Origin of the sequence: Buttiauxella izardii, assembly GCF_003601925.1 — a bacterium.
In the GTDB taxonomy this organism is placed as follows: Bacteria; Pseudomonadota; Gammaproteobacteria; order Enterobacterales; family Enterobacteriaceae; genus Buttiauxella; species Buttiauxella izardii.
In genome coordinates this window covers 1-23211 of sequence record NZ_QZWH01000047.1, presented here as the reverse complement: position 1 = coordinate 23211, position 23211 = coordinate 1, and the positions used below count along the sequence as shown (strand labels likewise).

Annotated in this window: 19 protein-coding genes and 3 tRNA genes; 18 read left to right on the top strand and 4 right to left on the bottom strand. The window is 51.3% G+C overall.

Features of this window, described 5'->3' with window-relative positions; all coding sequences use genetic code 11:
* Entirely contained in the window at positions 1–1545 is a 1545-nt protein-coding gene (ilvA, locus tag D6029_RS18390; RefSeq protein ID WP_120066177.1) for a threonine ammonia-lyase, biosynthetic, read from the top strand.
* Here ilvA and ilvY read toward each other — a convergent pair.
* Complete coding sequence (gene ilvY, locus D6029_RS18385; RefSeq protein ID WP_120066176.1) at positions 1542–2435, bottom strand: HTH-type transcriptional activator IlvY; 894 nt, start codon at positions 2433–2435, stop codon at positions 1542–1544. The genes ilvA and ilvY overlap by 4 nt on opposite strands.
* Positions 2436–2600: 165 nt before the next feature.
* Here ilvY and ilvC point away from each other — a divergent pair, with 165 nt between their 5' ends.
* Positions 2601–4076, top strand: coding sequence for a ketol-acid reductoisomerase (gene ilvC / locus D6029_RS18380; RefSeq protein ID WP_120066175.1), 1476 nt, complete (start codon positions 2601–2603; stop codon positions 4074–4076).
* 92 nt (positions 4077–4168) lie between these two features.
* On the opposite strand, the gene ppiC is transcribed toward ilvC, so the two are convergent.
* Positions 4169–4450, bottom strand: coding sequence for a peptidylprolyl isomerase PpiC (gene ppiC, locus D6029_RS18375; protein ID WP_064541590.1), 282 nt, complete (start codon positions 4448–4450; stop codon positions 4169–4171).
* 208 nt (positions 4451–4658) lie between these two features.
* On the opposite strand from ppiC, the gene rep reads away from it, so the two are divergent.
* Entirely contained in the window at positions 4659–6680 is a 2022-nt protein-coding gene (gene rep / locus D6029_RS18370) for a DNA helicase Rep (protein WP_120066174.1), read from the top strand.
* Between the two features lies 1 nt (position 6681).
* Here the strand turns inward: rep and gppA are convergent, their stop codons facing one another.
* Together gppA and rhlB are read right to left on the bottom strand one after the other, a co-directional pair.
* Positions 6682–8166, bottom strand: a complete 1485-nt coding sequence (gppA, locus tag D6029_RS18365; protein WP_120066173.1) for a guanosine-5'-triphosphate,3'-diphosphate diphosphatase — start codon at positions 8164–8166, stop codon at positions 6682–6684.
* A 7-nt stretch (positions 8167–8173) separates the two neighbouring features.
* A complete protein-coding gene (gene rhlB, locus D6029_RS18360) occupies positions 8174–9445 on the bottom strand; it encodes an ATP-dependent RNA helicase RhlB (protein WP_034461719.1) in 1272 nt (423 codons plus the stop codon).
* A gap of 131 nt (positions 9446–9576) precedes the next feature.
* Here rhlB and trxA point away from each other — a divergent pair, with 131 nt between their 5' ends.
* From trxA to D6029_RS18285, 15 genes are all read left to right on the top strand, one after another.
* The gene (gene trxA / locus D6029_RS18355; protein WP_034461718.1) at positions 9577–9906 is read left to right on the top strand and encodes a thioredoxin TrxA; all 330 of its coding nucleotides are present in this window, start codon (positions 9577–9579) and stop codon (positions 9904–9906) included.
* A gap of 357 nt (positions 9907–10263) precedes the next feature.
* Entirely contained in the window at positions 10264–11523 is a 1260-nt protein-coding gene (gene rho / locus D6029_RS18350; protein ID WP_034492237.1) for a transcription termination factor Rho, read from the top strand.
* Between the two features lie 227 nt (positions 11524–11750).
* A complete protein-coding gene (gene wecA / locus D6029_RS18345; protein ID WP_120066172.1) occupies positions 11751–12854 on the top strand; it encodes a UDP-N-acetylglucosamine--undecaprenyl-phosphate N-acetylglucosaminephosphotransferase in 1104 nt (367 codons plus the stop codon).
* Positions 12855–12877: 23 nt separating this feature from the next.
* Positions 12878–13927: an ECA polysaccharide chain length modulation protein gene (gene wzzE / locus D6029_RS18340; RefSeq protein ID WP_120066171.1), complete on the top strand. Its 1050-nt coding sequence runs from the start codon at positions 12878–12880 to the stop codon at positions 13925–13927.
* A gap of 62 nt (positions 13928–13989) precedes the next feature.
* Entirely contained in the window at positions 13990–15123 is a 1134-nt protein-coding gene (gene wecB, locus D6029_RS18335) for a non-hydrolyzing UDP-N-acetylglucosamine 2-epimerase (protein ID WP_120066170.1), read from the top strand.
* Entirely contained in the window at positions 15120–16382 is a 1263-nt protein-coding gene (wecC, locus tag D6029_RS18330) for a UDP-N-acetyl-D-mannosamine dehydrogenase (protein ID WP_120066169.1), read from the top strand. The genes wecB and wecC overlap by 4 nt, the downstream gene beginning before the upstream one ends.
* Before the next feature lie 40 nt (positions 16383–16422).
* Positions 16423–17097, top strand: a complete 675-nt coding sequence (gene rffC / locus D6029_RS18325; RefSeq protein WP_120066185.1) for a dTDP-4-amino-4,6-dideoxy-D-galactose acyltransferase — start codon at positions 16423–16425, stop codon at positions 17095–17097.
* Positions 17098–17101: 4 nt separating this feature from the next.
* Positions 17102–18232 carry a dTDP-4-amino-4,6-dideoxygalactose transaminase gene (gene rffA, locus D6029_RS18320; protein WP_120066168.1) on the top strand — a complete coding sequence of 377 codons (1131 nt, stop codon included), beginning with the start codon at positions 17102–17104 and terminating at the stop codon, positions 18230–18232.
* Position 18233: 1 nt separating this feature from the next.
* Entirely contained in the window at positions 18234–19484 is a 1251-nt protein-coding gene (gene wzxE, locus D6029_RS18315) for a lipid III flippase WzxE (protein ID WP_120066167.1), read from the top strand.
* Positions 19481–20560: a TDP-N-acetylfucosamine:lipid II N-acetylfucosaminyltransferase gene (locus D6029_RS18310; RefSeq protein WP_120066166.1), complete on the top strand. Its 1080-nt coding sequence runs from the start codon at positions 19481–19483 to the stop codon at positions 20558–20560. Before wzxE ends, D6029_RS18310 begins: the two co-directional genes overlap by 4 nt.
* Complete coding sequence (wzyE, locus tag D6029_RS18305; protein WP_120066165.1) at positions 20557–21933, top strand: ECA oligosaccharide polymerase; 1377 nt, start codon at positions 20557–20559, stop codon at positions 21931–21933. Before D6029_RS18310 ends, wzyE begins: the two co-directional genes overlap by 4 nt.
* Positions 21930–22670, top strand: a complete 741-nt coding sequence (gene wecG, locus D6029_RS18300; RefSeq protein WP_120066164.1) for a lipopolysaccharide N-acetylmannosaminouronosyltransferase — start codon at positions 21930–21932, stop codon at positions 22668–22670. Before wzyE ends, wecG begins: the two co-directional genes overlap by 4 nt.
* Before the next feature lie 156 nt (positions 22671–22826).
* A tRNA-Arg gene (locus tag D6029_RS18295) sits at positions 22827–22903 on the top strand.
* Between the two features lie 73 nt (positions 22904–22976).
* A tRNA-His gene (locus D6029_RS18290) sits at positions 22977–23052 on the top strand.
* A 16-nt stretch (positions 23053–23068) separates the two neighbouring features.
* A tRNA-Leu gene (locus D6029_RS18285) sits at positions 23069–23155 on the top strand.
* The last annotated feature ends 56 nt before the right edge of the window (positions 23156–23211 follow it).

Sequence of the window (23211 nt, the reverse complement as noted above, 5' to 3'; positions counted from 1 at the left end):
ATGGCCGAGTCACAACCGCTACCCGACGCCCCTTGCGGGGCGGAATATCTGCGAGCCGTCCTGCGCGCGCCAGTTTATGAAGTCGCGCAGGTCACGCCATTGCAAAAGATGGAAAAGCTCTCTTCGCGCCTGGATAACGTGATTCTGGTGAAGCGTGAAGACCGCCAGCCAGTGCACAGTTTTAAACTGCGCGGCGCGTACTCGATGATTGCCGGACTGAACAGCGAGCAAAAAGCCAGCGGCGTGATTACCGCTTCTGCGGGCAACCACGCGCAGGGCGTCGCGCTTTCCTCCACGCGTTTGGGCATCAAATCGTTGATCGTCATGCCGGTTACGACGGCGGACATCAAAGTCGATGCCGTGCGGGCATTTGGCGGTGAAGTGCTGTTGCACGGTGCAAACTTTGACGAAGCGAAGGCCCGAGCCATCGAGCTTTCGCAGCAGCAAGGTTTCACTTACGTACCACCGTTCGACCACCCGGCGGTGATTGCCGGGCAGGGCACGCTGGCGCTTGAACTGCTGCAACAAGATGCGCATATCGACCGCGTGTTCGTACCGGTTGGCGGCGGCGGCCTGGCGGCAGGTGTGGCGGTTTTGATTAAGCAGCTCATGCCGCAAATCAAAGTGATTGCCGTTGAAGCGGAAGATTCAGCCTGTTTGAAAGCGGCGTTAGATGCGGGCAAGCCGGTAGATTTGGCACGTGTAGGTTTGTTTGCTGAAGGCGTGGCGGTTAAGCGCATTGGCGATGAAACTTTCCGTCTGTGCCAGGAATATCTCGATGACATCATCACCGTGGATAGCGATGCGATTTGCGCGGCGATGAAAGATTTGTTCGAGGATGTACGTGCGGTTGCTGAACCGTCTGGCGCTCTGGCGCTGGCGGGGATGAAAAAGTATATCCAGCAGCATCAGATTCGCGGCGAGCGCCTGGCGCACGTGCTTTCTGGCGCGAACGTCAACTTCCACGGTCTGCGTTACGTTTCAGAGCGCTGCGAGCTTGGCGAACAGCGTGAAGCGTTGTTGGCAGTAACGATTCCTGAACAGAAAGGCAGCTTCCTGAAATTCTGTCAGGTATTAGGTGGGCGCTCGGTCACCGAGTTTAACTATCGCTATTCGAGTTCTTCAGAAGCCTGCATTTTCGTGGGTGTGCGTCTGACTCGCGGTGTGGAAGAACGCCAGGAAATTATCGCGCTGCTTAACGAAGGCGGTTACGGCGTTGTTGATTTGTCTGATGACGAGATGGCGAAACTGCACGTGCGCTACATGGTGGGCGGGCGTCCGTCCAAACCACTGCGCGAGCGACTGTACAGTTTCGAATTCCCGGAATCTCCGGGCGCTTTGCTGAAATTCCTGCAAACGTTAGGCACGCACTGGAACATTTCGCTGTTCCATTATCGCAGCCACGGCACCGATTATGGTCGCGTGCTGGCGGCGTTTGAGCTGGGCGAGAATGAGCCAGACTTCGAAACCCGCCTTAACGAGCTGGGCTACGATTGCCACGACGAAACGAGCAATCCGGCGTTCCGCTTCTTCCTCGCGGGTTAGTGGCTACCCGGCAGTAATTTCCAGAACGCATGCACAAGCGGCTCATTGAGCCGCTTTTTTTGTACGCAAACGCCAAGCTCGAACGGCGTCGCTTCATCGTTGCGCTCCAGAACTTGCACGCGGTTGCGCACTGGTTCCGGGCTATTTTCCAGCACGATTTCAGGGATCAACGCCACGCCACAGCCGAGTGCGACCATCGAAACCATCGCTTCATGCCCGGCAACCGTCGCGTAAATAAACGGGTTGCTGATTTTCTGGCGGCGGAACCACAGCTCAATTCGACGACGCACCGGGCCTTGATCCGGCAAAATAAACGGTACTTTTGCCCAGTCGGGATCGGGCTGATTGACCTGCGCCCGAACCGGGCACGGTAATGCTGGGGCGATAAGCGCGACGGATAAATTATCCAGAATCGAGAATGCGACGCCCGGCGGCAAGGTTTCTGGCTTCCCGGCAATAGCGAGATCGGCTTCGTCAGAATCCACTTTTTCCACCGCATCGGCGGCATCACCGGTCGTCAGTTTGATCTCCACATTGGGATGTTCCGCACGGAATCTGTCGAGAATCGGGGGTAAATGACTGTAGGCGGCGGTTACCGAACAAAACAGATGCAGTTCACCAGTCAGCGACGGCCCTTCCTGGCCGATGGTGTGGCGCATTTGCTGATACTGCAACAGCGTGTGTTGGGCGAATTGTTTGAGCTGCTCACCGGCTTCGGTCAACGTCACGGTGCGGTTATCGCGTAAAAACAAAGGCTGACCCAGATCGTCTTCAAGACGCTGAATCTGGCGAGAAAGCGTCGATGGGCTGACGTGCATGGCACGCGCGCTGCGCCCAAAATGGCGGCTTTCTGCGAGATGAAGAAACGTTTTAAGGTCGCGCAAATCCATGGTGATCAGCCCTCGTTTTTACGTTGCATAAATTGCAACGTCACGTTGTTAATATATCAATTTAAGCAACGCATTTCCTGTCATATAGTGAGTTCATTATCGCAAGCAAGACACGGCTGGCGAACCTTACAAAGCACAACACAACAATTACGGAGTACCACCACGATGGCTAACTATTTCAATACTTTGAACCTGCGTCAGCAGTTGGCGCAACTGGGTAAATGTCGTTTCATGGGGCGTGCAGAATTCGCCGATGAAGCAAGCTACCTCAAAGGCAAAAAAGTCGTCATCGTCGGTTGTGGCGCGCAAGGTCTGAACCAGGGTCTGAACATGCGCGATTCCGGTCTGGACGTGGCTTACGCTCTGCGTGCAGAAGCTATCGCTGAGAAACGTGCTTCATGGCGTAAAGCGACAGAAAATGGTTTCAAAGTTGGCACTTACGAAGAACTGATCCCTCAGGCGGATTTGGTTGTTAACCTGACGCCGGACAAACAGCACTCAGCGGTCGTTAAAGCGGTTCAGCCAATGATGAAAGATGGCGCAGCGCTGGGCTACTCCCACGGCTTCAACGTGGTTGAAGTAGGCGAGCAAATCCGTAAAGACATCACCGTTGTGATGGTTGCGCCAAAATGCCCAGGTACTGAAGTACGTGAAGAATACAAACGTGGTTTCGGCGTACCGACGCTGATTGCGGTTCACCCGGAAAACGATCCGAAAGGCGAGGGTATGGCGATCGCTAAAGCGTGGGCAGCAGCAACGGGCGGCCACCGTGCAGGTGTTCTGGAATCTTCCTTCGTAGCCGAAGTGAAATCTGACCTGATGGGCGAGCAAACAATTCTGTGCGGTATGCTGCAAGCGGGTTCTCTGCTGTGCTTCGACAAGCTGGTGGAAGAAGGCACTGACCCGGCATACGCAGAAAAACTGATTCAGTTTGGTTGGGAAACCATCACCGAAGCGCTGAAACAAGGCGGCATTACGCTGATGATGGACCGCTTGTCCAACCCGGCCAAAATTCGTGCTTATGCGCTGTCTGAGCAACTGAAAACCATCATGGCTCCGCTGTTCCAGAAACACATGGACGACATCATCTCCGGCGAATTCTCGTCCGGTATGATGGCTGACTGGGCCAATGACGATAAAAACCTGCTGACCTGGCGTGAAGAAACTGGCAAAACTGCGTTCGAAACCGCGGCACAGTTCGACGGTAAAATCTCTGAGCAAGAGTACTTCGACAAAGGCGTTCTGATGATTGCGATGGTGAAAGCGGGCGTTGAGCTGGCATTCGAAACCATGGTTGATGCGGGCATTATCGAAGAATCTGCTTACTACGAATCACTGCACGAGCTGCCGCTGATTGCGAACACTATCGCTCGTAAGCGCCTGTACGAAATGAACGTGGTTATCTCCGATACCGCTGAGTACGGCAACTACCTGTTCTCTTACGCGGCGGTTCCATTGCTGAAAGAGTTCATGACCACTCTGCAAGCTGGCGATTTGGGTAAAGAAATCCCGGCGGCTGCGGTTGATAACGCACAACTGCGTGACGTGAACGAAGCGATTCGCAACCACGAAATCGAAACCGTAGGCAAGAAACTGCGCGGCTATATGAAAGATATGAAGCGTATCGCTGTAGCGGGTTAATCGAGCCGTCTGGTGCCCTCACCCCGTCCCTCTCCCGCGTGGAGAGGGAGCAAACAAAAATGGCCTTCTCTTTGCGGAGAAGGCCATTTTGATTAATTGCGGTATAACACTTTGATGATGTGGTAACCGAACTGCGTGTGCAGCGGGCCGTATGGCTCCAGCAGCGGGCAGGAGAACACCACTTTATCGAACGCCGGAACCATCTGGCCCTGGCGGAATTCACCTAAGTGACCCCCTTTTTTGCCTGAAGGGCAGGTGGAGTGTTTTTTAGCCAGCTTTTCGAAATCGCCGCCATTCTGAAGCTGAGCCAGAATTTCCTGGGCCAGTTTTTCTTCCTTAACAAGGATATGCAATGCTGCCGCGGTTTTTGCCATGATAGTGCCTTGAGTCAAATGGATTACGCTCGCTATACTACCACGCTATTTTCCCCTTCGTAATTGAAGCTACAGATGCGTTGGCTGCCTTCTCTCACCCCAGTCACATAGTTCACTATGCTCCCGGGGATTCGCTCAGTTGCCGCCTTCCTGTACCTCCAATTACTGTGGGGAAATATCTACTACCCCATTTTCACTGAGCGACCTTATGCGTTTAAACCCTGGCCAACAACAAGCCGTCGAATTTGTAACTGGACCCTGCCTGGTCCTGGCGGGCGCTGGCTCGGGCAAAACACGCGTCATCACCAATAAAATGGCTTACCTGATTCGTGAATGTGGATATCAGGCACGCCATATCGCGGCTGTTACGTTCACCAATAAAGCAGCCCGTGAGATGAAAGAGCGTGTGGCCCAAACGCTGGGGCGCAAAGAAGCTCGAGGTTTGCTGATCTCAACCTTCCACACCCTGGGACTTGAGATTATTAAGCGTGAATATGCCGCGTTGGGGATGAAATCTAATTTCTCCTTGTTTGATGACACCGACCAGACGGCCTTGCTCAAAGAGCTGACCGAAGGTTTGCTCGAAGACGATAAGACGTTATTGCAGCAGCTGATCTCGACGATCTCAAACTGGAAAAACGATCTGATGACGCCGTCGCAGGCAGCAGCTCAGGCTAAAGGTGAACGTGATCGAATTTTTGCTCATTGCTACGGCCTGTATGATGCGCATTTGAAATCCTGCAACGTGCTGGATTTTGACGACCTGATTTTGCTGCCGACGCTGCTTTTACAGCGCAATGAAGAAGTGCGAGAGCGCTGGCAAAATCGCATCCGCTATTTGCTGGTGGATGAATATCAGGATACCAACACCAGCCAGTACGAACTGGTGAAATTGCTGGTCGGTGCGCGGGCACGATTTACCGTGGTGGGTGATGACGATCAGTCGATCTACTCCTGGCGCGGTGCGCGGCCACAAAACCTCGTTTTGCTAAGCCAGGATTTCCCGGCACTTCAGGTGATAAAGCTTGAGCAGAACTACCGTTCATCCGGGCGCATTCTGAAGGCAGCAAACATCCTCATCGCCAATAACCCGCACGTCTTTGAAAAGCGTCTTTTCTCTGAACTGGGATACGGTACGGAATTAAAAGTGGTGACGGCGAACAGCGAAGATCATGAAGCAGAGCGAGTCACTGGCGAGCTGATTGCCCATCACTTTATCAATAAAACCAACTACAAAGACTACGCCATTTTGTATCGCGGGAATTTCCAGTCCCGCGTGTTTGAAAAGATGCTGATGCAGAACCGCATTCCTTATCGGATCTCTGGCGGCACCTCGTTCTTCTCGCGTCCTGAAATCAAAGATCTGTTGGCTTATCTTCGCGTGCTCACCAACCCAGATGATGACAGCGCATTCATGCGGATTGTGAATACGCCGAAGCGTGAAATTGGCCCGGCGACGTTGCAAAAGCTCGGAACCTGGGCGATGCAACGCAATAAAGGTCTGTTCCACTCCAGTTTCGATATGGGTCTGAGCCAGACGTTAAACGGGCGCGGCCTTGAGTCGCTCCAGCGCTTTACTCACTGGCTTCGCGATGTCGCGACTTTAGCTGAACGTGAACCGATTGCCGCCGTGCGTGATTTGATTCACGGTATCGATTATGAAAGCTGGCTGTACGAAACGTCCCCAAGCCAGAAAGCCGCCGAAATGCGCATGAAGAACGTCAACACGCTGTTTAGCTGGATGACGGAAATGCTGGAAGGGTCGGAAATTGACGATCCGATGACGTTAACGCAAGTGGTCACACGCTTCACGCTGCGCGACATGATGGAACGCGGCGAAAGCGACGAAGAAGCCGATCAGGTTCAGTTGATGACGCTGCATGCTTCAAAAGGGCTGGAGTTCCCGTATGTATTTTTAGTGGGAATGGAAGAGGGGCTTCTTCCGCATCAGAGCAGTATTGATGAAGACAATATAGACGAAGAGCGTCGCCTGGCTTACGTGGGGATCACTCGCGCCCAGAAGGAGCTGACTTTTACGCTGTGCAAAGAACGTCGCCAATATGGCGAATTGATTCGCCCGGAGCCGAGCCGTTTCTTGCTGGAATTACCGCAAGATGATTTGCAGTGGGAAACCGAACGCAAAGTGGTATCGGCGGAAGAAAGGATGAACAAAGGGCAGAGTAATGTTGCCAACATCCGTGAAATGCTGGCAAAAGCGCGTAAAAGCTAAGTTACTTAATCGTCAAAGGCCAGTGGACATAGCTTTGCCACAGGCTTTCTTGCTCAAGTAATTCCGCACCAAGAGGGTGGCATTCTAGCCACTTTTCAGGCAGCTCAAGTTGCAAGTTCTCACCTTCCACACTCAACGTGATTTCAGGCAAGATATCGTCGCGACGGCGGCTGGCAAAAATAATAGCCAGCCGTAACAGGCGGCAAATATTTTCGGCAATACGCGGCGGTACGGCGTTTTGCTGGTGGAGAGAAGAGAGGTCAACTGGGTTGGTCTGGTTCAGCATCAACGTCGCCAGCAGTTTCTTCTGCGCGGGCGTATAGCCTGGCAGATCAAGGTTCTTGACCAGATAAGCGGCGTGTTGCGGCGCTTGTTTGAAATCAACACTCAGGCCAATTTCATGAAGCAAAGCGGCGCTGTTAAGCATTTCAATGCTGAGCGGCGTCAGGTTCCATGCAGCTGCGACCTGATTTGCAAGAGCCTGAGCCAGTTGTTGGACACGTTCTGCCTGGCTGGTATCGACCATAAAACGGCGCTGAATATTACGCACCGTGCGGCTGCGGATTTCCTGATTAACGGTTAAATGAAGCATTCCGTACACCAGGCCTTCGCGCAATGCGCCACCGGCTAGTGTCATACAATCTATTGATAACTCTTCAAAGATTGCGATCAAAATCGCCAGCCCACTTGGAAATACCAGCGCTCTTTCTAGCGTTAAGCCTTCGATTTCCAGCTCTTCAAGACGCCCGCATTGAATGGCTCTTTGCTTTAATTGCTGGAGCTTTGCCAGCGTAATTCGCTCGTCCATTCCCTGCGCCATCATGATTTCTTGCAAGGCTTGTACAGTCCCGGAGGCACCGACACACACCTTCCAACCATGATGTTTTAACCGATCGCAAACGGGGCGAAGCACTTCTTTTGCTGCGGCCTCCGCATCATCAAAGTTTTCTTTTGCTAAGTTTCGGTCACTAAAGAAACGTTCAAGCCAGGTCACGCAACCCATTGATAAGCTAAAGAGAGCGGTAGTTTGCGCACCGGTTCCCGTCACCAGTTCGGTACTGGCTCCGCCGATATCAACCACTAAGCGTTGATCCGCTCCACCAGTCGTGTGGGCAACACCCTGATAAATCAGACGTGCTTCTTCCTCGCCTTGAATAATTTGCACCGGGCAGCCAAGGATTTTTTCAGCTTGCTCAATGAATTCATTGGCATTAGTGGCAAGACGGAGAGTTGCGGTGGCGACCACTCGAATTTGGGGCTGGGGGATATCCTGGAGACGTTCAGCAAACAAGCGCAGGCATTGCCACCCGCGCTCCATTGCTTCACGTGAAAGCGTATTATCTTTGCTTAAACCCGCAGCCAGGCGGACTTTTCGCTTAATCCGTGCAAGGGTTTGTATGCTCCCTGCCACCTCACGTACAACCAACATATGAAAGCTATTCGAGCCTAAATCTATTGCAGCATACAGTGAGGTGGAGCTGAGCATAAATTATTTAACCTGTGCGACGGCGATTACCACGGGGTGCGCCACCATTACGGCGCGGACCGTTACCCGGACGGGCGCGAGTCAAACGCTTCGGTGGAGGAAGTTCGCTTAACAGTGCTTCAGTTTTGTACTTGCTGACCGGGATTGAGTGACCGATGTAGGTTTCAATAGCGGACAGATTCAGCGCGTAGTCTTCACATGCCAGACTGATGGAATGACCGCTTTCGCCAGCACGACCCGTGCGGCCAATGCGGTGAACGTAGTCTTCGCAATCATCCGGGAGATCGTAGTTGAACACGTGAGTCACTAATGGAATGTGTAAGCCACGCGCTGCAACGTCAGTTGCAACCAGAATATCGAGGTCACCACGGGTGAATTCTTCAAGAATACGCAGACGTTTTTTCTGAGCAACATCGCCTGTTAACAGGCCGACACGATGCCCGTCAGCGGCTAGGTGACCCCAGATATCTTCACAACGGTGTTTAGTATTAGCAAAGATGATTGCGCGGTCTGGCCACTCTTCTTCGATAAGCGTCTGAAGCAGGCGCATTTTCTCTTCGTTAGAAGGGTAGAACAGCTCTTCCTGAATACGGTGACCGGTTTTTTGCTCCGGTTCAACTTCCACATATTCCGCGTTGTTCATCTGCTCGAACGCCAGTTCACGCACACGGTAAGATAATGTGGCGGAGAACAGCATGTTCAGGCGTTGAGTCACCGGCGGCATGCGACGGAACAACCAACGAATATCTTTAATAAAGCCCAGATCGTACATGCGATCGGCTTCATCCAGAACCACAACCTGAATTGCGCCTAAGTTAATGTGGTTTTGCTTTGCGTAATCGATCAGACGGCCCGTTGTGCCGATAAGAATATCAACACCGCTTTCCAGCACTTTAAGCTGTTTATCGTAGCCATCGCCACCGTATGCCAGGCCGAGTTTCAGGCCGGTCGATTGTGCTAGTGGCTCTGCGTCAGAGTGAATTTGCACGGCCAGTTCACGAGTCGGTGCCATAATTAATGCACGCGGCTGGTTCACCTGGCGATTCTCTGGAACCGGGTGAGAGAGTAAATAATGGAACGTTGACGTTAAAAACGCCATCGTTTTGCCAGTACCGGTTTGCGCCTGCCCTGCAACGTCACGATTCGCTAGTGTCAGCGGTAGTGCCAGTGCCTGAATTGGGGTGCAGTTATGGAACCCTTTATTTTCAAGGGCTTCAATCACCTTAGGGTGCAGGGCGAAGTCGGAAAACTTCTGTTCGGTCAAATGTGTTTTGCTCATAGTTTGGTAGAATATCAGTTTACTATTGCTTTACGAAAGCACATCCGTTGAAATAAACGGGGTGAAATAAAGTCACCCTGGGTTGGTTAATGCTACACCAACAAGGTAGACATAATCCTGCGGAGTAGAACATGAGCGATAAAATTATTCACCTGACTGACGACAGTTTCGACACGGACGTGCTAAAAGCTGATGGGTTGATCCTGGTTGATTTCTGGGCAGAGTGGTGTGGTCCATGCAAGATGATCGCCCCGATTCTTGATGAAATCGCTGATGAATATCAGGGCAATCTGACCGTTGCTAAACTGAACATCGATCAGAACCCGGGCACGGCACCAAAATATGGTATCCGTGGTATCCCAACTCTGTTGCTGTTCAAGAACGGTGAAGTGGCGGCGACCAAAGTGGGTGCGCTGTCTAAAGGCCAGTTAAAAGAGTTCCTCGACGCTAATCTGGCATAATGGAATCTCAGCCGGTGCGTGCGGGTTCGCAATTTTTTGTGAGCTGCTGGACGCCCGGCGTCAGTCATGCTAAGTTACTTTTACTGCATTTTGAACTTGTCTTGTAGTTTGAATCTTTGTAATACCCAATGCTTCCAGTTAACTTTCACTAAGACGCTGTTTTACAGTGAACATCAGGTCGCATAATCGATTTCGGGCATATCACCCATTCCGTCGTGTCGTTTCAGTTCTGCGTTTTTCCTATGACCAGACAGCGATAAGACATGTGGTGGTCGCCATTAAACAGGCATGGATGATCCTGCCATACCATTCACGATACATGTTCGAGATTTACCCCGAGTTTAAGAACCCACCATTATGAATCTTACCGAATTAAAGAATACGCCGGTTTCTGAGCTGATTACTCTCGGCGAAAATATGGGGCTGGAAAACCAAGCCCGTATGCGCAAGCAGGACATTATTTTCTCCATCCTGAAGCAACACGCGAAGAGTGGCGAAGATATCTTTGGTGACGGTGTGCTGGAGATATTGCAGGACGGATTTGGTTTCCTCCGCTCTGCAGACAGCTCCTACCTTGCCGGTCCTGATGACATCTACGTTTCTCCCAGCCAAATCCGCCGTTTCAACCTCCGCACAGGGGATACTATCTCCGGTAAGATTCGCCCACCGAAAGAAGGTGAGCGTTACTTTGCTCTGCTGAAAGTAAACGAAGTTAACTATGACAAACCGGAAAACGCGCGTAGCAAAATCCTGTTTGAAAACTTGACCCCGCTGCATGCTAACTCTCGTTTACGCATGGAACGTGGTAATGGTTCTACCGAAGACTTAACCGCTCGCGTGCTTGATTTGGCATCGCCAATCGGTCGCGGCCAGCGTGGCCTGATTGTGGCACCGCCAAAAGCCGGTAAAACCATGCTGCTGCAAAATATCGCAACTAGCATTGCCTACAACCACCCAGATTGTGTGTTGATGGTTCTGCTGATCGACGAACGTCCTGAAGAAGTGACCGAGATGCAGCGTCTGGTTAAAGGTGAAGTGATTGCTTCTACCTTTGATGAACCAGCATCCCGTCACGTTCAGGTTGCCGAAATGGTTATCGAGAAAGCGAAACGTCTGGTTGAGCACAAGAAAGACGTTATCATTCTTCTCGACTCCATCACTCGTCTGGCGCGTGCGTACAACACCGTTGTACCGGCATCCGGTAAAGTGTTGACTGGTGGTGTGGATGCTAACGCATTGCATCGTCCAAAACGCTTCTTCGGCGCAGCTCGTAACGTGGAAGAGGGCGGAAGCCTGACTATCATCGCAACGGCTCTGGTTGATACCGGTTCTAAAATGGATGAAGTTATCTACGAAGAATTTAAAGGCACCGGCAACATGGAACTGCATCTGGCGCGTAAAATCGCTGAGAAGCGCGTGTTCCCTGCTATCGACTATAATCGTTCAGGTACCCGTAAAGAAGAGTTGCTCACGACTCAGGAAGAACTGCAGAAAATGTGGATCCTGCGTAAAATCATCCACCCAATGGGTGAGATTGATGCAATGGAATTCCTCATCAACAAATTGGCGATGACGAAAACCAACGAAGACTTCTTCGATATGATGAAGCGCTCGTAAGCAACAAAAACTCGGGGAACGCCACGCTTAGTCGTGGCGTTTTTCTTTTCTAAGATATAATCCATAGTTATCAGCCGAAGGTTACATATTTTTTGTAGCTTAGTGGCTTGTGGTCAACGTCAAAACGTTTATGATTTCACAAATGCTGTAAAAAAAATTGACCAAGACTATTTTTGGTATGTTTTTTGCTTTGATTATTTGCATGATTTTGCAGAGAGCCGTTTATTGTGAACCTACTCAGTCTGAGTACTGACCTCATCCTTGTCTTTATTTTCACTGTCGTCTTCTTATTTTTTGCCCGTAAAGGGGCGAAGAAAGTAGGCTTAGTGGATAGACCTAATTATCGCAAGAGGCATCAGGGGTTGATCCCGTTGGTGGGCGGGATTTCTGTATATGCGGGTATTTGTTTTGCGTTTTTAATTTCCTGGTTGTCTTCCAGCTACTATATTCCGCATGCTCGCCTTTATTTGGGCTGTGCTGGCGTTTTAGTATTTGTTGGGGCGCTTGATGATCGTTTTGACATTAGTGTGAAATTTCGTGCGGTCACACAGGCGCTGGTTGCTGTTGTCATGATGGCATATGCGGGCCTCTACCTTGCAAATTTTGGCTACATCCTGGGATCCTGGGAGTTTGTGCTTGGGCCCTTTGGTTATATTGTAACGTTATTTGCCGTATGGGCAGCGATTAATGCATTTAATATGGTTGATGGTATTGATGGTCTTCTAGGTGGGCTATCAAGCGTATCATTTGCTGCACTTGGCATTATCCTCCTATTTGATGGACAAATCAGTCAAGCGATGTGGTGCTTCGCCATGATCGCAGCCATCCTTCCTTATATCTTGCTTAACCTCGGTGTTCTTGGACGCCGGTATAAAGTTTTTATGGGCGATGCGGGAAGTACTTTTATTGGATTTACCCTAATTTGGATGTTGCTGCAAACTACACAGGGAAATGCTCATCCGGTTAGCCCTGTGACTGCATTATGGATACTCGCGATTCCCTTGATGGATATGATTGCTATCATGTACCGTCGACTTCGCAAAGGGCTAAGTCCATTCTCAGCCGATCGACAACATATTCATCATCTTATCATGAGAGCGGGATTCACTTCCCGGCAGGCATTTGCATTGATTACACTCGCTGCGGCACTGTTAGCAAGCATAGGTGTCATAGCTGAGTATTTTTCAATTGTACCCGAGTGGGTAATGTTGGCATTATTCTTGCTTGCATTTGTTCTGTATGATTATTGCATCAAGCGGGCCTGGAAAGTGGCGCGTTTTATAAGACGTCATAAACGTCGGCAACGTAGAAACAGCAGCAGCATTTCTTAATTCTGAAAGTAATTGGGGAAGTGATGAAACAAAACGTGCCAGGAAATAACCCGGGGATGGTAGACAACGAGTTGGACATTCGTGGTTTATTCCGGACACTGTGGAAAGGGAAGTTATGGATTGTTGGAATGGCGGTTTTGTTTGCTGCCGTTGCGCTGATTTACACTTTCTTTGCCAAGCAAGAGTGGAGTGCGAACGCGATTACCGATCGCCCAACAGTCAATATGTTGGGTGGATATTATTCGCAGCAGCAGTTCCTGCGTAATCTTGACCTCAGAGCTAACATGTCGCCGGTTGATCAGCCTTCGGTGATGGATGAAGCTTACAAAGAATTTGTCATGCAGCTGTCAGCCTACGATACGCGCCGTGATTTTTGGTTACAGACTGATTATTACAAACAGCGCCAGGTCGGCAACAGCAAAGCGGATGCCGCATTGTTAGACGAGCTGGTTGATAATATTCAGTTTACTGCTGGCGATATCGCGCGTAACACCAGTGATAGCGTGAAGCTAATCGCTGAAACTGCGCCTGATGCCAATAACTTGCTGCGTCAATATGTCGCCTTTGCCAGCCAGCGTGCGGCTAGCCATCTTAACGAAGAGTTAACAGGTGCCTGGTCTGCTCGCACTGTTCAGATGAAAGCGCAAGTCAAACGCCAGGAAGCGGTTGCTAAGGCCATTTACGACCGCAAAGTACACAGTGTTGAACAAGCGCTGAAGATTGCGCAGCAGCAAAATATTGCTAAAAGTGAAACAGAAGTTCCTGCCGATGAGTTACCCGATTCTGAAATGTTCATGTTAGGACGCCCAATGTTGCAAGCACGTCTTGAAAGCTTGCAAGCAGTAGGCCCAAACTATGACATCGACTATGACCAGAATCGTGCCATGTTGTCGACGCTGAACGTCGGGCCAACGCTCGATGCTCGCTTCCAAACCTACCGCTATTTACGTACCCCTGAAGAACCTGTGAAGCGTGATAGCCCGCGCCGGGTGTTCTTGCTGATCATGTGGGGTATGGTTGGGGCCCTGATTGGTGCTGGTGTGGCATTAGCCCGCCGTCCAAAATTTCTATAACGCCCTTACCCGGTGAAGGCTCGATGGACGGCCTTCACCATTTTTAACAAAAGAGAATTGCTGTGAAAGTGTTAACTGTTTTTGGCACGCGTCCGGAGGCTATTAAAATGGCTCCTCTGGTTGAAGCGTTGGCAAAAGACGCGTTTTTTGACGCAAAAGTCTGCGTGACAGCACAGCATCGCGAGATGTTGGATCAAGTGCTGAATCTATTTTCTATCGAGCCGGATTATGACTTAAACATCATGAAGCCGGGGCAAGGACTGACGGAAATTACCTGCCGCATTCTCGAGGGATTAAAGCCGATACTTGAGTCATTTAAACCTGATGTGGTGCTGGTTCATGGTGATACCACGACCACCGTTGCCACCAGTCTGGCTGCTTTTTATCAGCGTATTCCTGTCGGGCATGTTGAAGCGGGTCTGCGAACCGGCGATCTGTATTCTCCATGGCCTGAAGAAGCGAACAGAACCATTACCGGGCATCTGGCGATGTATCATTTTGCGCCGACAGAAAATTCCCGACAGAACTTGCTACGCGAAAATATCAGCGACAACAAAATCTTCGTCACCGGCAATACCGTGATTGATGCGTTGATTTCCGTCCGCGACCGCGTGCTTGCCGATGACAATTTGCGCAGTTCTCTGGCGGAGTGTCATCCGTTCCTGGATAGCAGCAAAAAGCTGATTTTGGTTACCGGCCATCGCCGGGAAAGCTTTGGTAACGGCTTTGAACGTATCTGCCATGCACTGGCTGAAATTGCTAAAGAAAACAGTGATGTGCAGATTGTTTACCCTGTTCACCTGAACCCGAATGTCAGTGAGCCTGTTACCCGTATTCTTGGCGATGTCAAAAACGTGGTGCTGATTGACCCGCAGGAGTATTTGCCGTTTGTCTATTTGATGAACCAGGCTTATCTGATCCTCACGGATTCGGGCGGTATCCAGGAAGAAGCGCCATCACTCGGCAAGCCAGTGTTGGTCATGCGTGATACCACCGAACGCCCTGAAGCAGTCGATGCAGGCACCGTTCGTTTAGTCGGTACGGACACTCAAGAAATCGTCCGCCAGGTGACACGTTTACTGAATGACGAAAATGAATATGAAGTCATGAGCCGGGCACATAATCCTTACGGGAATGGCAAAGCTTGTGAACAAATTTTGGCTGCATTGAAAAAGAATCAGGTGACACAACAATGAGTTTTGCAACCATCTCTGTGATTGGTCTTGGCTATATCGGATTACCGACCGCAGCCGCTTTTGCTTCGAAACAGCAAAACGTCGTCGGTATAGATATCAATCAGCATGCAGTAGACACCATCAATCGTGGTGCTATTCATATTGTTGAGCCAGATCTGGATAAGGTGGTTAAAACAGCGGTGGAAGGCGGGTTTTTACGCGCCAGCACCCAGCCCGTTGAAGCAGATGCTTATTTGATTGCAGTACCCACGCCATTCAAAGGCGACCATGAACCAGATATGGTTTTCGTGAAAGCGGCTGCCGAGTCTATCGCCCCGGTTTTGAAAAAAGGGGCACTGGTCATTCTTGAATCCACCTCTCCAGTTGGCTCAACCGAGCAAATGGCACAGTGGCTGGCTGAGTTGCGCCCGGACCTGACTTTCCCTCATCAGGCGGGTGAAGCGGCAGATATCAACGTCGCCTATTGCCCTGAGCGAGTGTTGCCAGGCCAGGTGATGGTCGAACTCATCAAGAACGATCGTGTGATTGGCGGCATGACGCCAGTTTGCTCCGCACGCGCAAGCGAACTGTACAAAATCTTCCTGGAAGGGGAGTGCGTAGTAACGAACTCCCGCACGGCAGAAATGTGCAAACTCACCGAGAACAGCTTCCGCGATGTGAATATCGCCTTTGCCAACGAGCTTTCGCTGATTTGTGCCGATCAAGGGATTAACGTCTGGGAACTGATTCGCCTGGCGAACCGCCATCCGCGCGTCAATATTCTCCAGCCAGGGCCTGGTGTTGGCGGGCACTGCATCGCGGTGGACCCGTGGTTTATCGTGGCGCAGAACCCGGAACAAGCACAACTGATTCGTACTGCACGTGAAGTTAACGACGGCAAGCCTCACTGGGTGATTAACCAGGTGAAAGCAGCGGTTGCTGATTGTCTGGCAGAAACGGGCAAGCGGGCCAGTGAAATTACGATTGCCTGCTTTGGGCTGGCCTTTAAGCCTAATATTGATGACCTGCGTGAAAGCCCGGCCATGGAAATCGCTGAGTTGCTCAGTGCCTGGCATAGCGGCAAAACACTGGCGGTTGAGCCAAACATTCATGAGCTGCCGAAAAAGCTGGTCGGGCATTGTGAATTAGCCACTACCGATGAAGCCCTCGCGCAGGCTGATGTACTGGTGATGTTAGTTGATCACCAGGCATTTAAAGCCATCGCGGGTGAGCAAGTTCAGCAACGCTGGATTGTTGACACCAAAGGAGTCTGGCGCTAATCCACGCCAGACGCTGATAAAGCCAATGACGCTTTTATCTATCCCTGTTCACGCAAGAATTGAGACTCTTAACTGGGAGAATCAATTTTTTGCGGTGAATAGCGCAATTCTTCGTTTCACAGACGATGCGCCTTTGCTGACTCCCGAACAACTTGACGCCTATTCTCGCGTGCAGGCCAAAATCCCAGGGCAACAAACCGCTCTGCTTGATGGCTTGCAGCAACTCGGCTTTAAGCTGGTTGAAGGTGAAGTCGATCTTGTACTGACAGTTGGCACGCAAAATGCTGCTTCTAATCTGCTGCTTGCAACCCACGCCGATATTCCTGCGTTGCGGGATTTAGCCGCGAAAACATTCACACAAAGCCGCTTCCGTACCCCGTGGTATCAGCCCGCAGACAGTGGCCGATTTTACGCCCAGTGGATTGAGAACGCGGTGCTCGGCACTTTTGACCATGAGTGTCTGGTGCTGAAAAAGGGTGATTTGATACAAGGCTTTGTGAGCATGCGTCAGCTAAATGACAATGAAGCCCGAATTGGCTTGTTAGCGGGGCGTGGGGTCGGAGAGCAGTTAATGAATGCCGCCCGTTCCTGGTGCCAGCAACGCGGTTTACCAACACTGCGAGTGGCTACGCAAACCAGCAATACTGCTGCTCTGCGACGTTATATTCAAAGCGGTGCCAATATTGAAAGCACCGCCTTCTGGTTATACAGGTGAAAACATGATCCCATTTAATGCTCCTCCAGTAGTAGGTACGGAAATCGAATACATGCAGGCTGCGATGGGTAGCGGCAAGCTCTGTGGCGACGGCGGTTTCACGCGTCGTTGCCAGCAATGGATGGAGCACCGTTTTGGCAGCAAAAAAGTGCTGCTGACGCCGTCTTGTACCGCCTCGCTGGAAATGGCTGCGCTGCTGCTAAATATCCAGGCCGGTGATGAAGTGATCATGCCGAGCTATACCTTTGTTTCGACAGCCAATGCGTTTGTGTTGCGCGGGGCTAAAATCGTTTTTGTGGATGTTCGCCCGGACACCATGAACATCGACGAAAAGCTGATTGAAGCGGCTATCACCGAGAAAACGCGGGCGATTGTTCCGGTTCATTACGCGGGTGTTGCCTGTGAAATGGACACCATCATGGCGATTGCCACTAAGCACAAACTCTTCGTTGTAGAAGATGCTGCGCAAGGCGTGATGTCGACTTACAAGGGTCGCGCGTTAGGGACTATTGGTCACATTGGTTGCTTTAGCTTCCATGAAACCAAAAACTACACCGCTGGCGGTGAAGGCGGGGCAACGCTGATTAACGATGCTTCACTTATCGAGCGCGCAGAAATTATTCGCGAGAAAGGCACCAACCGCAGCCAGTTCTTCCGTGGGCAAGTGGACAAATACACCTGGCGCGATATTGGCTCAAGCTACCTGATGGCGGATCTGCAAGCTGCGTATCTTTGGGCGCAACTGGAAGCGGCTGAAAAGATTAACCAGCAGCGACTGAAACTGTGGCATGCGTACTACGACGCACTGGCTCCGCTGGCAAAAGCCGGGCGTATCGAACTGCCTTCCATTCCAAAAGACTGTGTGCAAAATGCGCATATGTTTTATATCAAACTGCGCGATATCGACGATCGCAGCGCGCTGATTGCCTATCTGAAAGAAGCCGAAATTATGGCGGTGTTCCACTATATTCCGCTGCATGATTGCCCGGCTGGTGAGAAGTTTGGTTACTTCCACGGCGAAGACCGTTTTACAACTCAAGAAAGTGAGCGCCTGCTGCGCCTGCCGCTGTTCTATAACTTGTCTCCCGCGAACCAGCGTACTGTTATCAATACGTTGTTAAGCTTCTTCTCCTGATATGTCACTCGCGAAAGCCTCAGTGTGGACCGCAGGGTCCACGCTGGTAAAAATTGCTGCTGGCTTGCTGGTGGTGAAACTGCTGGCTGTGGCATACGGGCCAAGTGGCGTCGGGCAGGCGGGAAACTTCCGCCAGATGGTCACTGTTTTAGGCGTGCTCGCCGGGGCGGGCATCTTTAACGGCGTGACGAAATACGTCGCGCAATATCACGATCAACCTGATGAACTGCGTAAAGTCATTGGCACCTCGTCAGCGATGGTGTTGGGCTTCTCAACGTTATTAGCCGTTATTTTTGTCGTCGCCGCTAAGCCGATTAGCCTTGGCCTGTTTGGGCATGAAAATTACCAGGGCCTGGTGCGGCTGGTCGCGCTGGTGCAAATGGGTATTGCCTGGGCGAACTTGTCGCTGGCCATCATGAAAGGATTTCGTGATGCAGCGGGTAACGCACTGGCGCTGATCGGCGGCAGCCTGATTGGCGTACTGGCTTATTACCTTTGTTACCGACTCGGTGGTTATCAGGGCGCGCTGCTCGGGCTGGCGTTAGTCCCTGCGTTAGTCGTTATTCCCGCTGGGTTTATGATGGTGCGCCGCGAGCATATTCCGCTGAGCTACCTGAAACCACAGTGGGAAAAAGTCTACGCCAGCAGCCTTGGCAAATTCACCATCATGGCGCTAATTACCTCAGTAACGCTGCCAGTCGCTTATGTGATGATGCGTAACTTGCTCGCCGCGCACTACAGCTGGGATGATGTCGGAATCTGGCAGGGCGTGAGCAGTATTTCTGATGCCTATCTGCAATTCATTACCGCTTCGTTTAGCGTCTATTTGTTGCCAACGCTTTCTCGACTGACCCATAAAACAGACATCAGCCGCGAAATTGTCCGCTCTCTGAAATTTGTGCTGCCCGCTGTCGCGCTAGCGAGTTTCACCGTCTGGCTGTTACGTGACTTCGCCATCTGGCTGCTTTTCTCGCATAAATTTATGGCGATGCGCGATCTTTTCGCCTGGCAGTTAGTGGGCGATGTATTAAAAGTTGGCTCTTACGTATTCGGTTATCTGGTAATAGCCAAAGCCTCGCTTCGCTTCTATATTTTGACTGAAATCAGCCAGTTTGCATTATTGACCGGTTTTTCACATTGGCTTATACCGGCGCATGGCGCGCTCGGCGCGGCGCAGGCTTATATGGCGACGTACATCATTTACTTCACGCTCTGTTGCAGCGTTTTCCTTATTTATCGTAGACGAGCATGACGACACTGATTCACGTTTTGGGATCGGATATCCCGCATCATAATCAAACGGTACTGCGGTTCTTCAATGACGAACTGGCTACCGCGAATCCGCACGCCCGCCAGTTTATGGTGGTGTCAAAAAACGACTCAATGCTGTCGGATTTTCCCGCGCTTGCAGTAACGATTTATCCGACTAAAAAAGCGCTGGCGCAGGCCGTGATTGAAAAAGCCCGCGCCAATCGTCAACAACGTTTTTTCTTCCACGGCCAATTCAATAGCGCGCTGTGGATTGCTCTGCTGACGGGCGCTTTAAAACCCGCCCAAGTGAACTGGCATATCTGGGGCGCGGATCTTTACGAAGCCTCGAAAAGCCTCAAATTCAGGGCGTTTTACCTGCTGCGCCGTATTGCGCAGGGGCGAGTGGGGCGCGTGTTTGCGACCCGCGGTGACCTGAACTATTTCCATCAGCGCCATCCTTCAGTTGCCAGTGAACTCATCTATTTCCCGACGCGCATGGACCCAACGTTGAATGACATGAGCGTTGAGCAAAAACCAGGTGGCAAAATGACGCTGCTGGTGGGGAATTCAGGCGATCTGAGCAACCAGCATATTGCGGCGCTGAAGGCGATTCACGCTCAGTTTGGCGATACGGTGCGCGTGGTGGTGCCGATGGGTTATCCCGCGAACAACGAGGCTTACATCAGCGAAGTTCAACAGGCTGGCCGCACCTTGTTCAGCGAAGAAAACCTGCAAATCCTGACGGAAAAAATGGCGTTTGATGATTACCTGGCAATGTTGCGTCAGTGTGACCTTGGCTATTTCATTTTTGACCGCCAGCAGGGAATCGGCACACTTTGCCTGCTGATTCAGGCTGGCATTCCTTGCGTGTTAAGCCGTAAAAATCCTTTCTGGCAGGATATGACGGAGCAGCACATCCCAGTGTTGTTTACCGGCGACCCGCTGGATGAGCGGACTGTGCGTGAAGCGCAACGACAGCTACGCTTACTCGATAAGCAGCAAATTGCCTTCTTTAATCCTAATTACATTGATGGCTGGAAACGGGCGCTGGATATCGCATCAGGAGAAACCGCATGAGTTTGCTGCAATTTAGCGGTTTGTTTGTGGTCTGGTTTGTCTCGGTGATGTTCATTGGCATTTTGACGTACCAGGAATTCCGCAAGGTACGTTTCAACTTTAATGTCTTCTTCTCGCTGCTGTATCTGCTGACGTTTTTCTTTGGCTTCCCGTTCACCTGCACGCTGGTGTTCCGCTTCGGGGTGACGGTCGTCCCGGCAGACGTTTTGCTACAAGCGCAACTCGCTGCCGTCTGTTTCTATGGCATTTACTACGTTGCCTACAAAACCCGCCTGAGAGAAAAACGAGCTAACACGGTGCTGCGTCCTGTGTTTACGATGAACCGCGTTGAAACACATTTGACGTGGGTGATGCTGGCTGTAGTAGCGTTAGTGAGTGTTGGCATCTTCTTTATGCACAACGGCTTTTTGCTGTTTAAGCTGCATTCATACAGCCAGATATTCTCCAGCGAAGTGTCCGGCGTTGCGCTAAAACGCTTCTTCTACTTCTTTATTCCGGCAATGCTGGTGGTCTATTTCCTCAAGCAGGATGGCCGCGCCTGGATGTTCTTCCTGGTCAGCACCGTGGCATTTGGTTTGCTGACTTACATGATTGTTGGCGGCACGCGCGCCAATATCATCATCGCGTTCGCCATCTTCTTGTTCATCGGTATTATTCGCGGCTGGATTTCATTGTGGATGCTGGCGGCGGCGGGCGTGTTTGGCATCGTCGGTATGTTCTGGCTGGCGTTAAAGCGCTACGGCATGAATGTGAGTGGCGATGAAGCGTTTTACACCTTCTTGTATCTGACGCGCGACACCTTCTCACCGTGGGAAAACCTGGGGCTGTTGCTGCAAAATTACGACAAAATCGAATTCCAGGGCCTGGCGCCAATAGTGCGTGATTTCTATGTCTTTATCCCAACCTGGCTCTGGCCAAGTCGTCCGGGCATCGTCCTGAATAGCGCGAACTACTTTACCTGGGAAATCCTCAACAACCATTCAGGGCTGGCGATTTCACCGACGTTAATCGGTTCGCTGGTGGTGATGGGTGGCGTGTGGTTTATCCCGTTGGGTGCGGTGGTGGTGGGGCTGATTATCAAATGGTTCGACTGGTTATACGATTTGGGCAATCGTGAAACCAATAAATACAAAGCCGCCATTTTGCATAGCTTCTGCTTTGGGGCCATCTTTAACATGATTGTGCTGGCGCGAGAGGGACTGGATTCCTTCGTATCTCGCGTGGTGTTTTTCATTGTGGTCTTTGGTGCCTGTCTGCTGTTCGCAAAACTACTTTACTGGTTATTTGATAGTGCGGGATTGATACATCAACGGCTGCGCCGCTCGCCGAGGGTGATCACCGACTCCCAAAATGCATCACAAGGAATATCATGAACGAGCTCACTACCGCTCCGTCTTATTCGATTCGCGGCCTGGCGCTCCTGGGCTGGCGCGATATGCAACATGCTCTGGACTATCTCTACGCAGGTGGCTCGCTGCGTAGCGGAACGCTGGTGGCGATTAACGCCGAGAAAATCCTTGCCGCCGAACGCGAACAAGAAGTGCGGACGTTAATCGAAAATGCAGAATACAAATATGCAGATGGCATTAGCGTTGTGCGCTCGATTCGTAAAAAGTTTCCGGGGGCCGTGGTGTCGCGAGTCCCGGGAGCCGATCTCTGGGAAGCCTTGATGCAACGCGCCGGGCAGGAAGGCACGCCGGTATTTCTCATTGGCGGCAAGCCAGAAATACTGGCACAAACTGAAGCCAAACTCCGTGGGCAGTGGCAGGTCAATATTGTCGGTAGCCAGGACGGTTACTTTAAGCCGGAGCAACAAGCCGCTTTGTTCGAACGTATTCGCGACAGCGGTGCGTCGATAGTCACGGTGGCGATGGGCTCTCCCCGGCAGGAAATCTTTATGCGCGACTGCCGCAAGGTCTACCCGGATGCGCTGTATATGGGCGTGGGTGGCACTTACGATGTGTTCACCGGTCATGTGAAGCGTGCGCCAAAGGTCTGGCAAAACCTCGGGCTCGAGTGGTTATATCGTTTATTGTCGCAACCGAGCCGCATTACGCGCCAAATAAAGCTGCTGCGTTATCTGGCCTGGCATTATACCGGTCGCCTGTAAGCGGCCGCTTTTGCAGAGATAAAGCGAGTTTAGCGGGTAGATTTGGCTGTATAATCATCAGAATGTGCAAAGCATAACCAAATGCGCATTTTATTTAAATAAGCACTAGACAGGTGAGCATGAAGCCCGTAATATCCGACCCCGCAACGGCGCTATGCGCCCGTAGCTCAGCTGGATAGAGCGCTGCCCTCCGGAGGCAGAGGTCTCAGGTTCGAATCCTGTCGGGCGCACCATTATTTGAATGGCGCTGGAGCTGCGGCGGCTCAACTTTCTTAGAAAGAAGACCGCGCGAAAAGATTTACAGTGGTGGCTATAGCTCAGTTGGTAGAGCCCTGGATTGTGATTCCAGTTGTCGTGGGTTCGAGTCCCATTAGCCACCCCATTAATTTAGTGATATTGCGAAGGTGGCGGAATTGGTAGACGCGCTAGCTTCAGGTGTTAGTGTTCTTACGGACGTGAGGGTTCAAGTCCCTCTCTTCGCACCATCTCTAAGTTAAGTAATAAGAAGTAAAAGCAGTATTTCGGCGAGTAGCGCAGCTTG

What these genes read in the sequence shown, in the direction of transcription:
- ilvA (WP_120066177.1), top strand. Translation starts at nt 1, where the DNA reads ATGGCCGAGTCACAACCGCTACCCGACGCCCCTTGCGGGGCGGAATAT.
- ilvY (WP_120066176.1), bottom strand. Translation starts at nt 2,435, where the DNA reads ATGGATTTGCGCGACCTTAAAACGTTTCTTCATCTCGCAGAAAGCCGC.
- ilvC (WP_120066175.1), top strand. Translation starts at nt 2,601, where the DNA reads ATGGCTAACTATTTCAATACTTTGAACCTGCGTCAGCAGTTGGCGCAA.
- ppiC (WP_064541590.1), bottom strand. Translation starts at nt 4,450, where the DNA reads ATGGCAAAAACCGCGGCAGCATTGCATATCCTTGTTAAGGAAGAAAAA.
- rep (WP_120066174.1), top strand. Translation starts at nt 4,659, where the DNA reads ATGCGTTTAAACCCTGGCCAACAACAAGCCGTCGAATTTGTAACTGGA.
- gppA (WP_120066173.1), bottom strand. Translation starts at nt 8,166, where the DNA reads ATGCTCAGCTCCACCTCACTGTATGCTGCAATAGATTTAGGCTCGAAT.
- rhlB (WP_034461719.1), bottom strand. Translation starts at nt 9,445, where the DNA reads ATGAGCAAAACACATTTGACCGAACAGAAGTTTTCCGACTTCGCCCTG.
- trxA (WP_034461718.1), top strand. Translation starts at nt 9,577, where the DNA reads ATGAGCGATAAAATTATTCACCTGACTGACGACAGTTTCGACACGGAC.
- rho (WP_034492237.1), top strand. Translation starts at nt 10,264, where the DNA reads ATGAATCTTACCGAATTAAAGAATACGCCGGTTTCTGAGCTGATTACT.
- wzzE (WP_120066171.1), top strand. Translation starts at nt 12,878, where the DNA reads ATGAAACAAAACGTGCCAGGAAATAACCCGGGGATGGTAGACAACGAG.
- wecC (WP_120066169.1), top strand. Translation starts at nt 15,120, where the DNA reads ATGAGTTTTGCAACCATCTCTGTGATTGGTCTTGGCTATATCGGATTA.
- rffA (WP_120066168.1), top strand. Translation starts at nt 17,102, where the DNA reads ATGATCCCATTTAATGCTCCTCCAGTAGTAGGTACGGAAATCGAATAC.
- wzxE (WP_120066167.1), top strand. Translation starts at nt 18,234, where the DNA reads ATGTCACTCGCGAAAGCCTCAGTGTGGACCGCAGGGTCCACGCTGGTA.
- D6029_RS18310 (WP_120066166.1), top strand. Translation starts at nt 19,481, where the DNA reads ATGACGACACTGATTCACGTTTTGGGATCGGATATCCCGCATCATAAT.
- wzyE (WP_120066165.1), top strand. Translation starts at nt 20,557, where the DNA reads ATGAGTTTGCTGCAATTTAGCGGTTTGTTTGTGGTCTGGTTTGTCTCG.
- wecG (WP_120066164.1), top strand. Translation starts at nt 21,930, where the DNA reads ATGAACGAGCTCACTACCGCTCCGTCTTATTCGATTCGCGGCCTGGCG.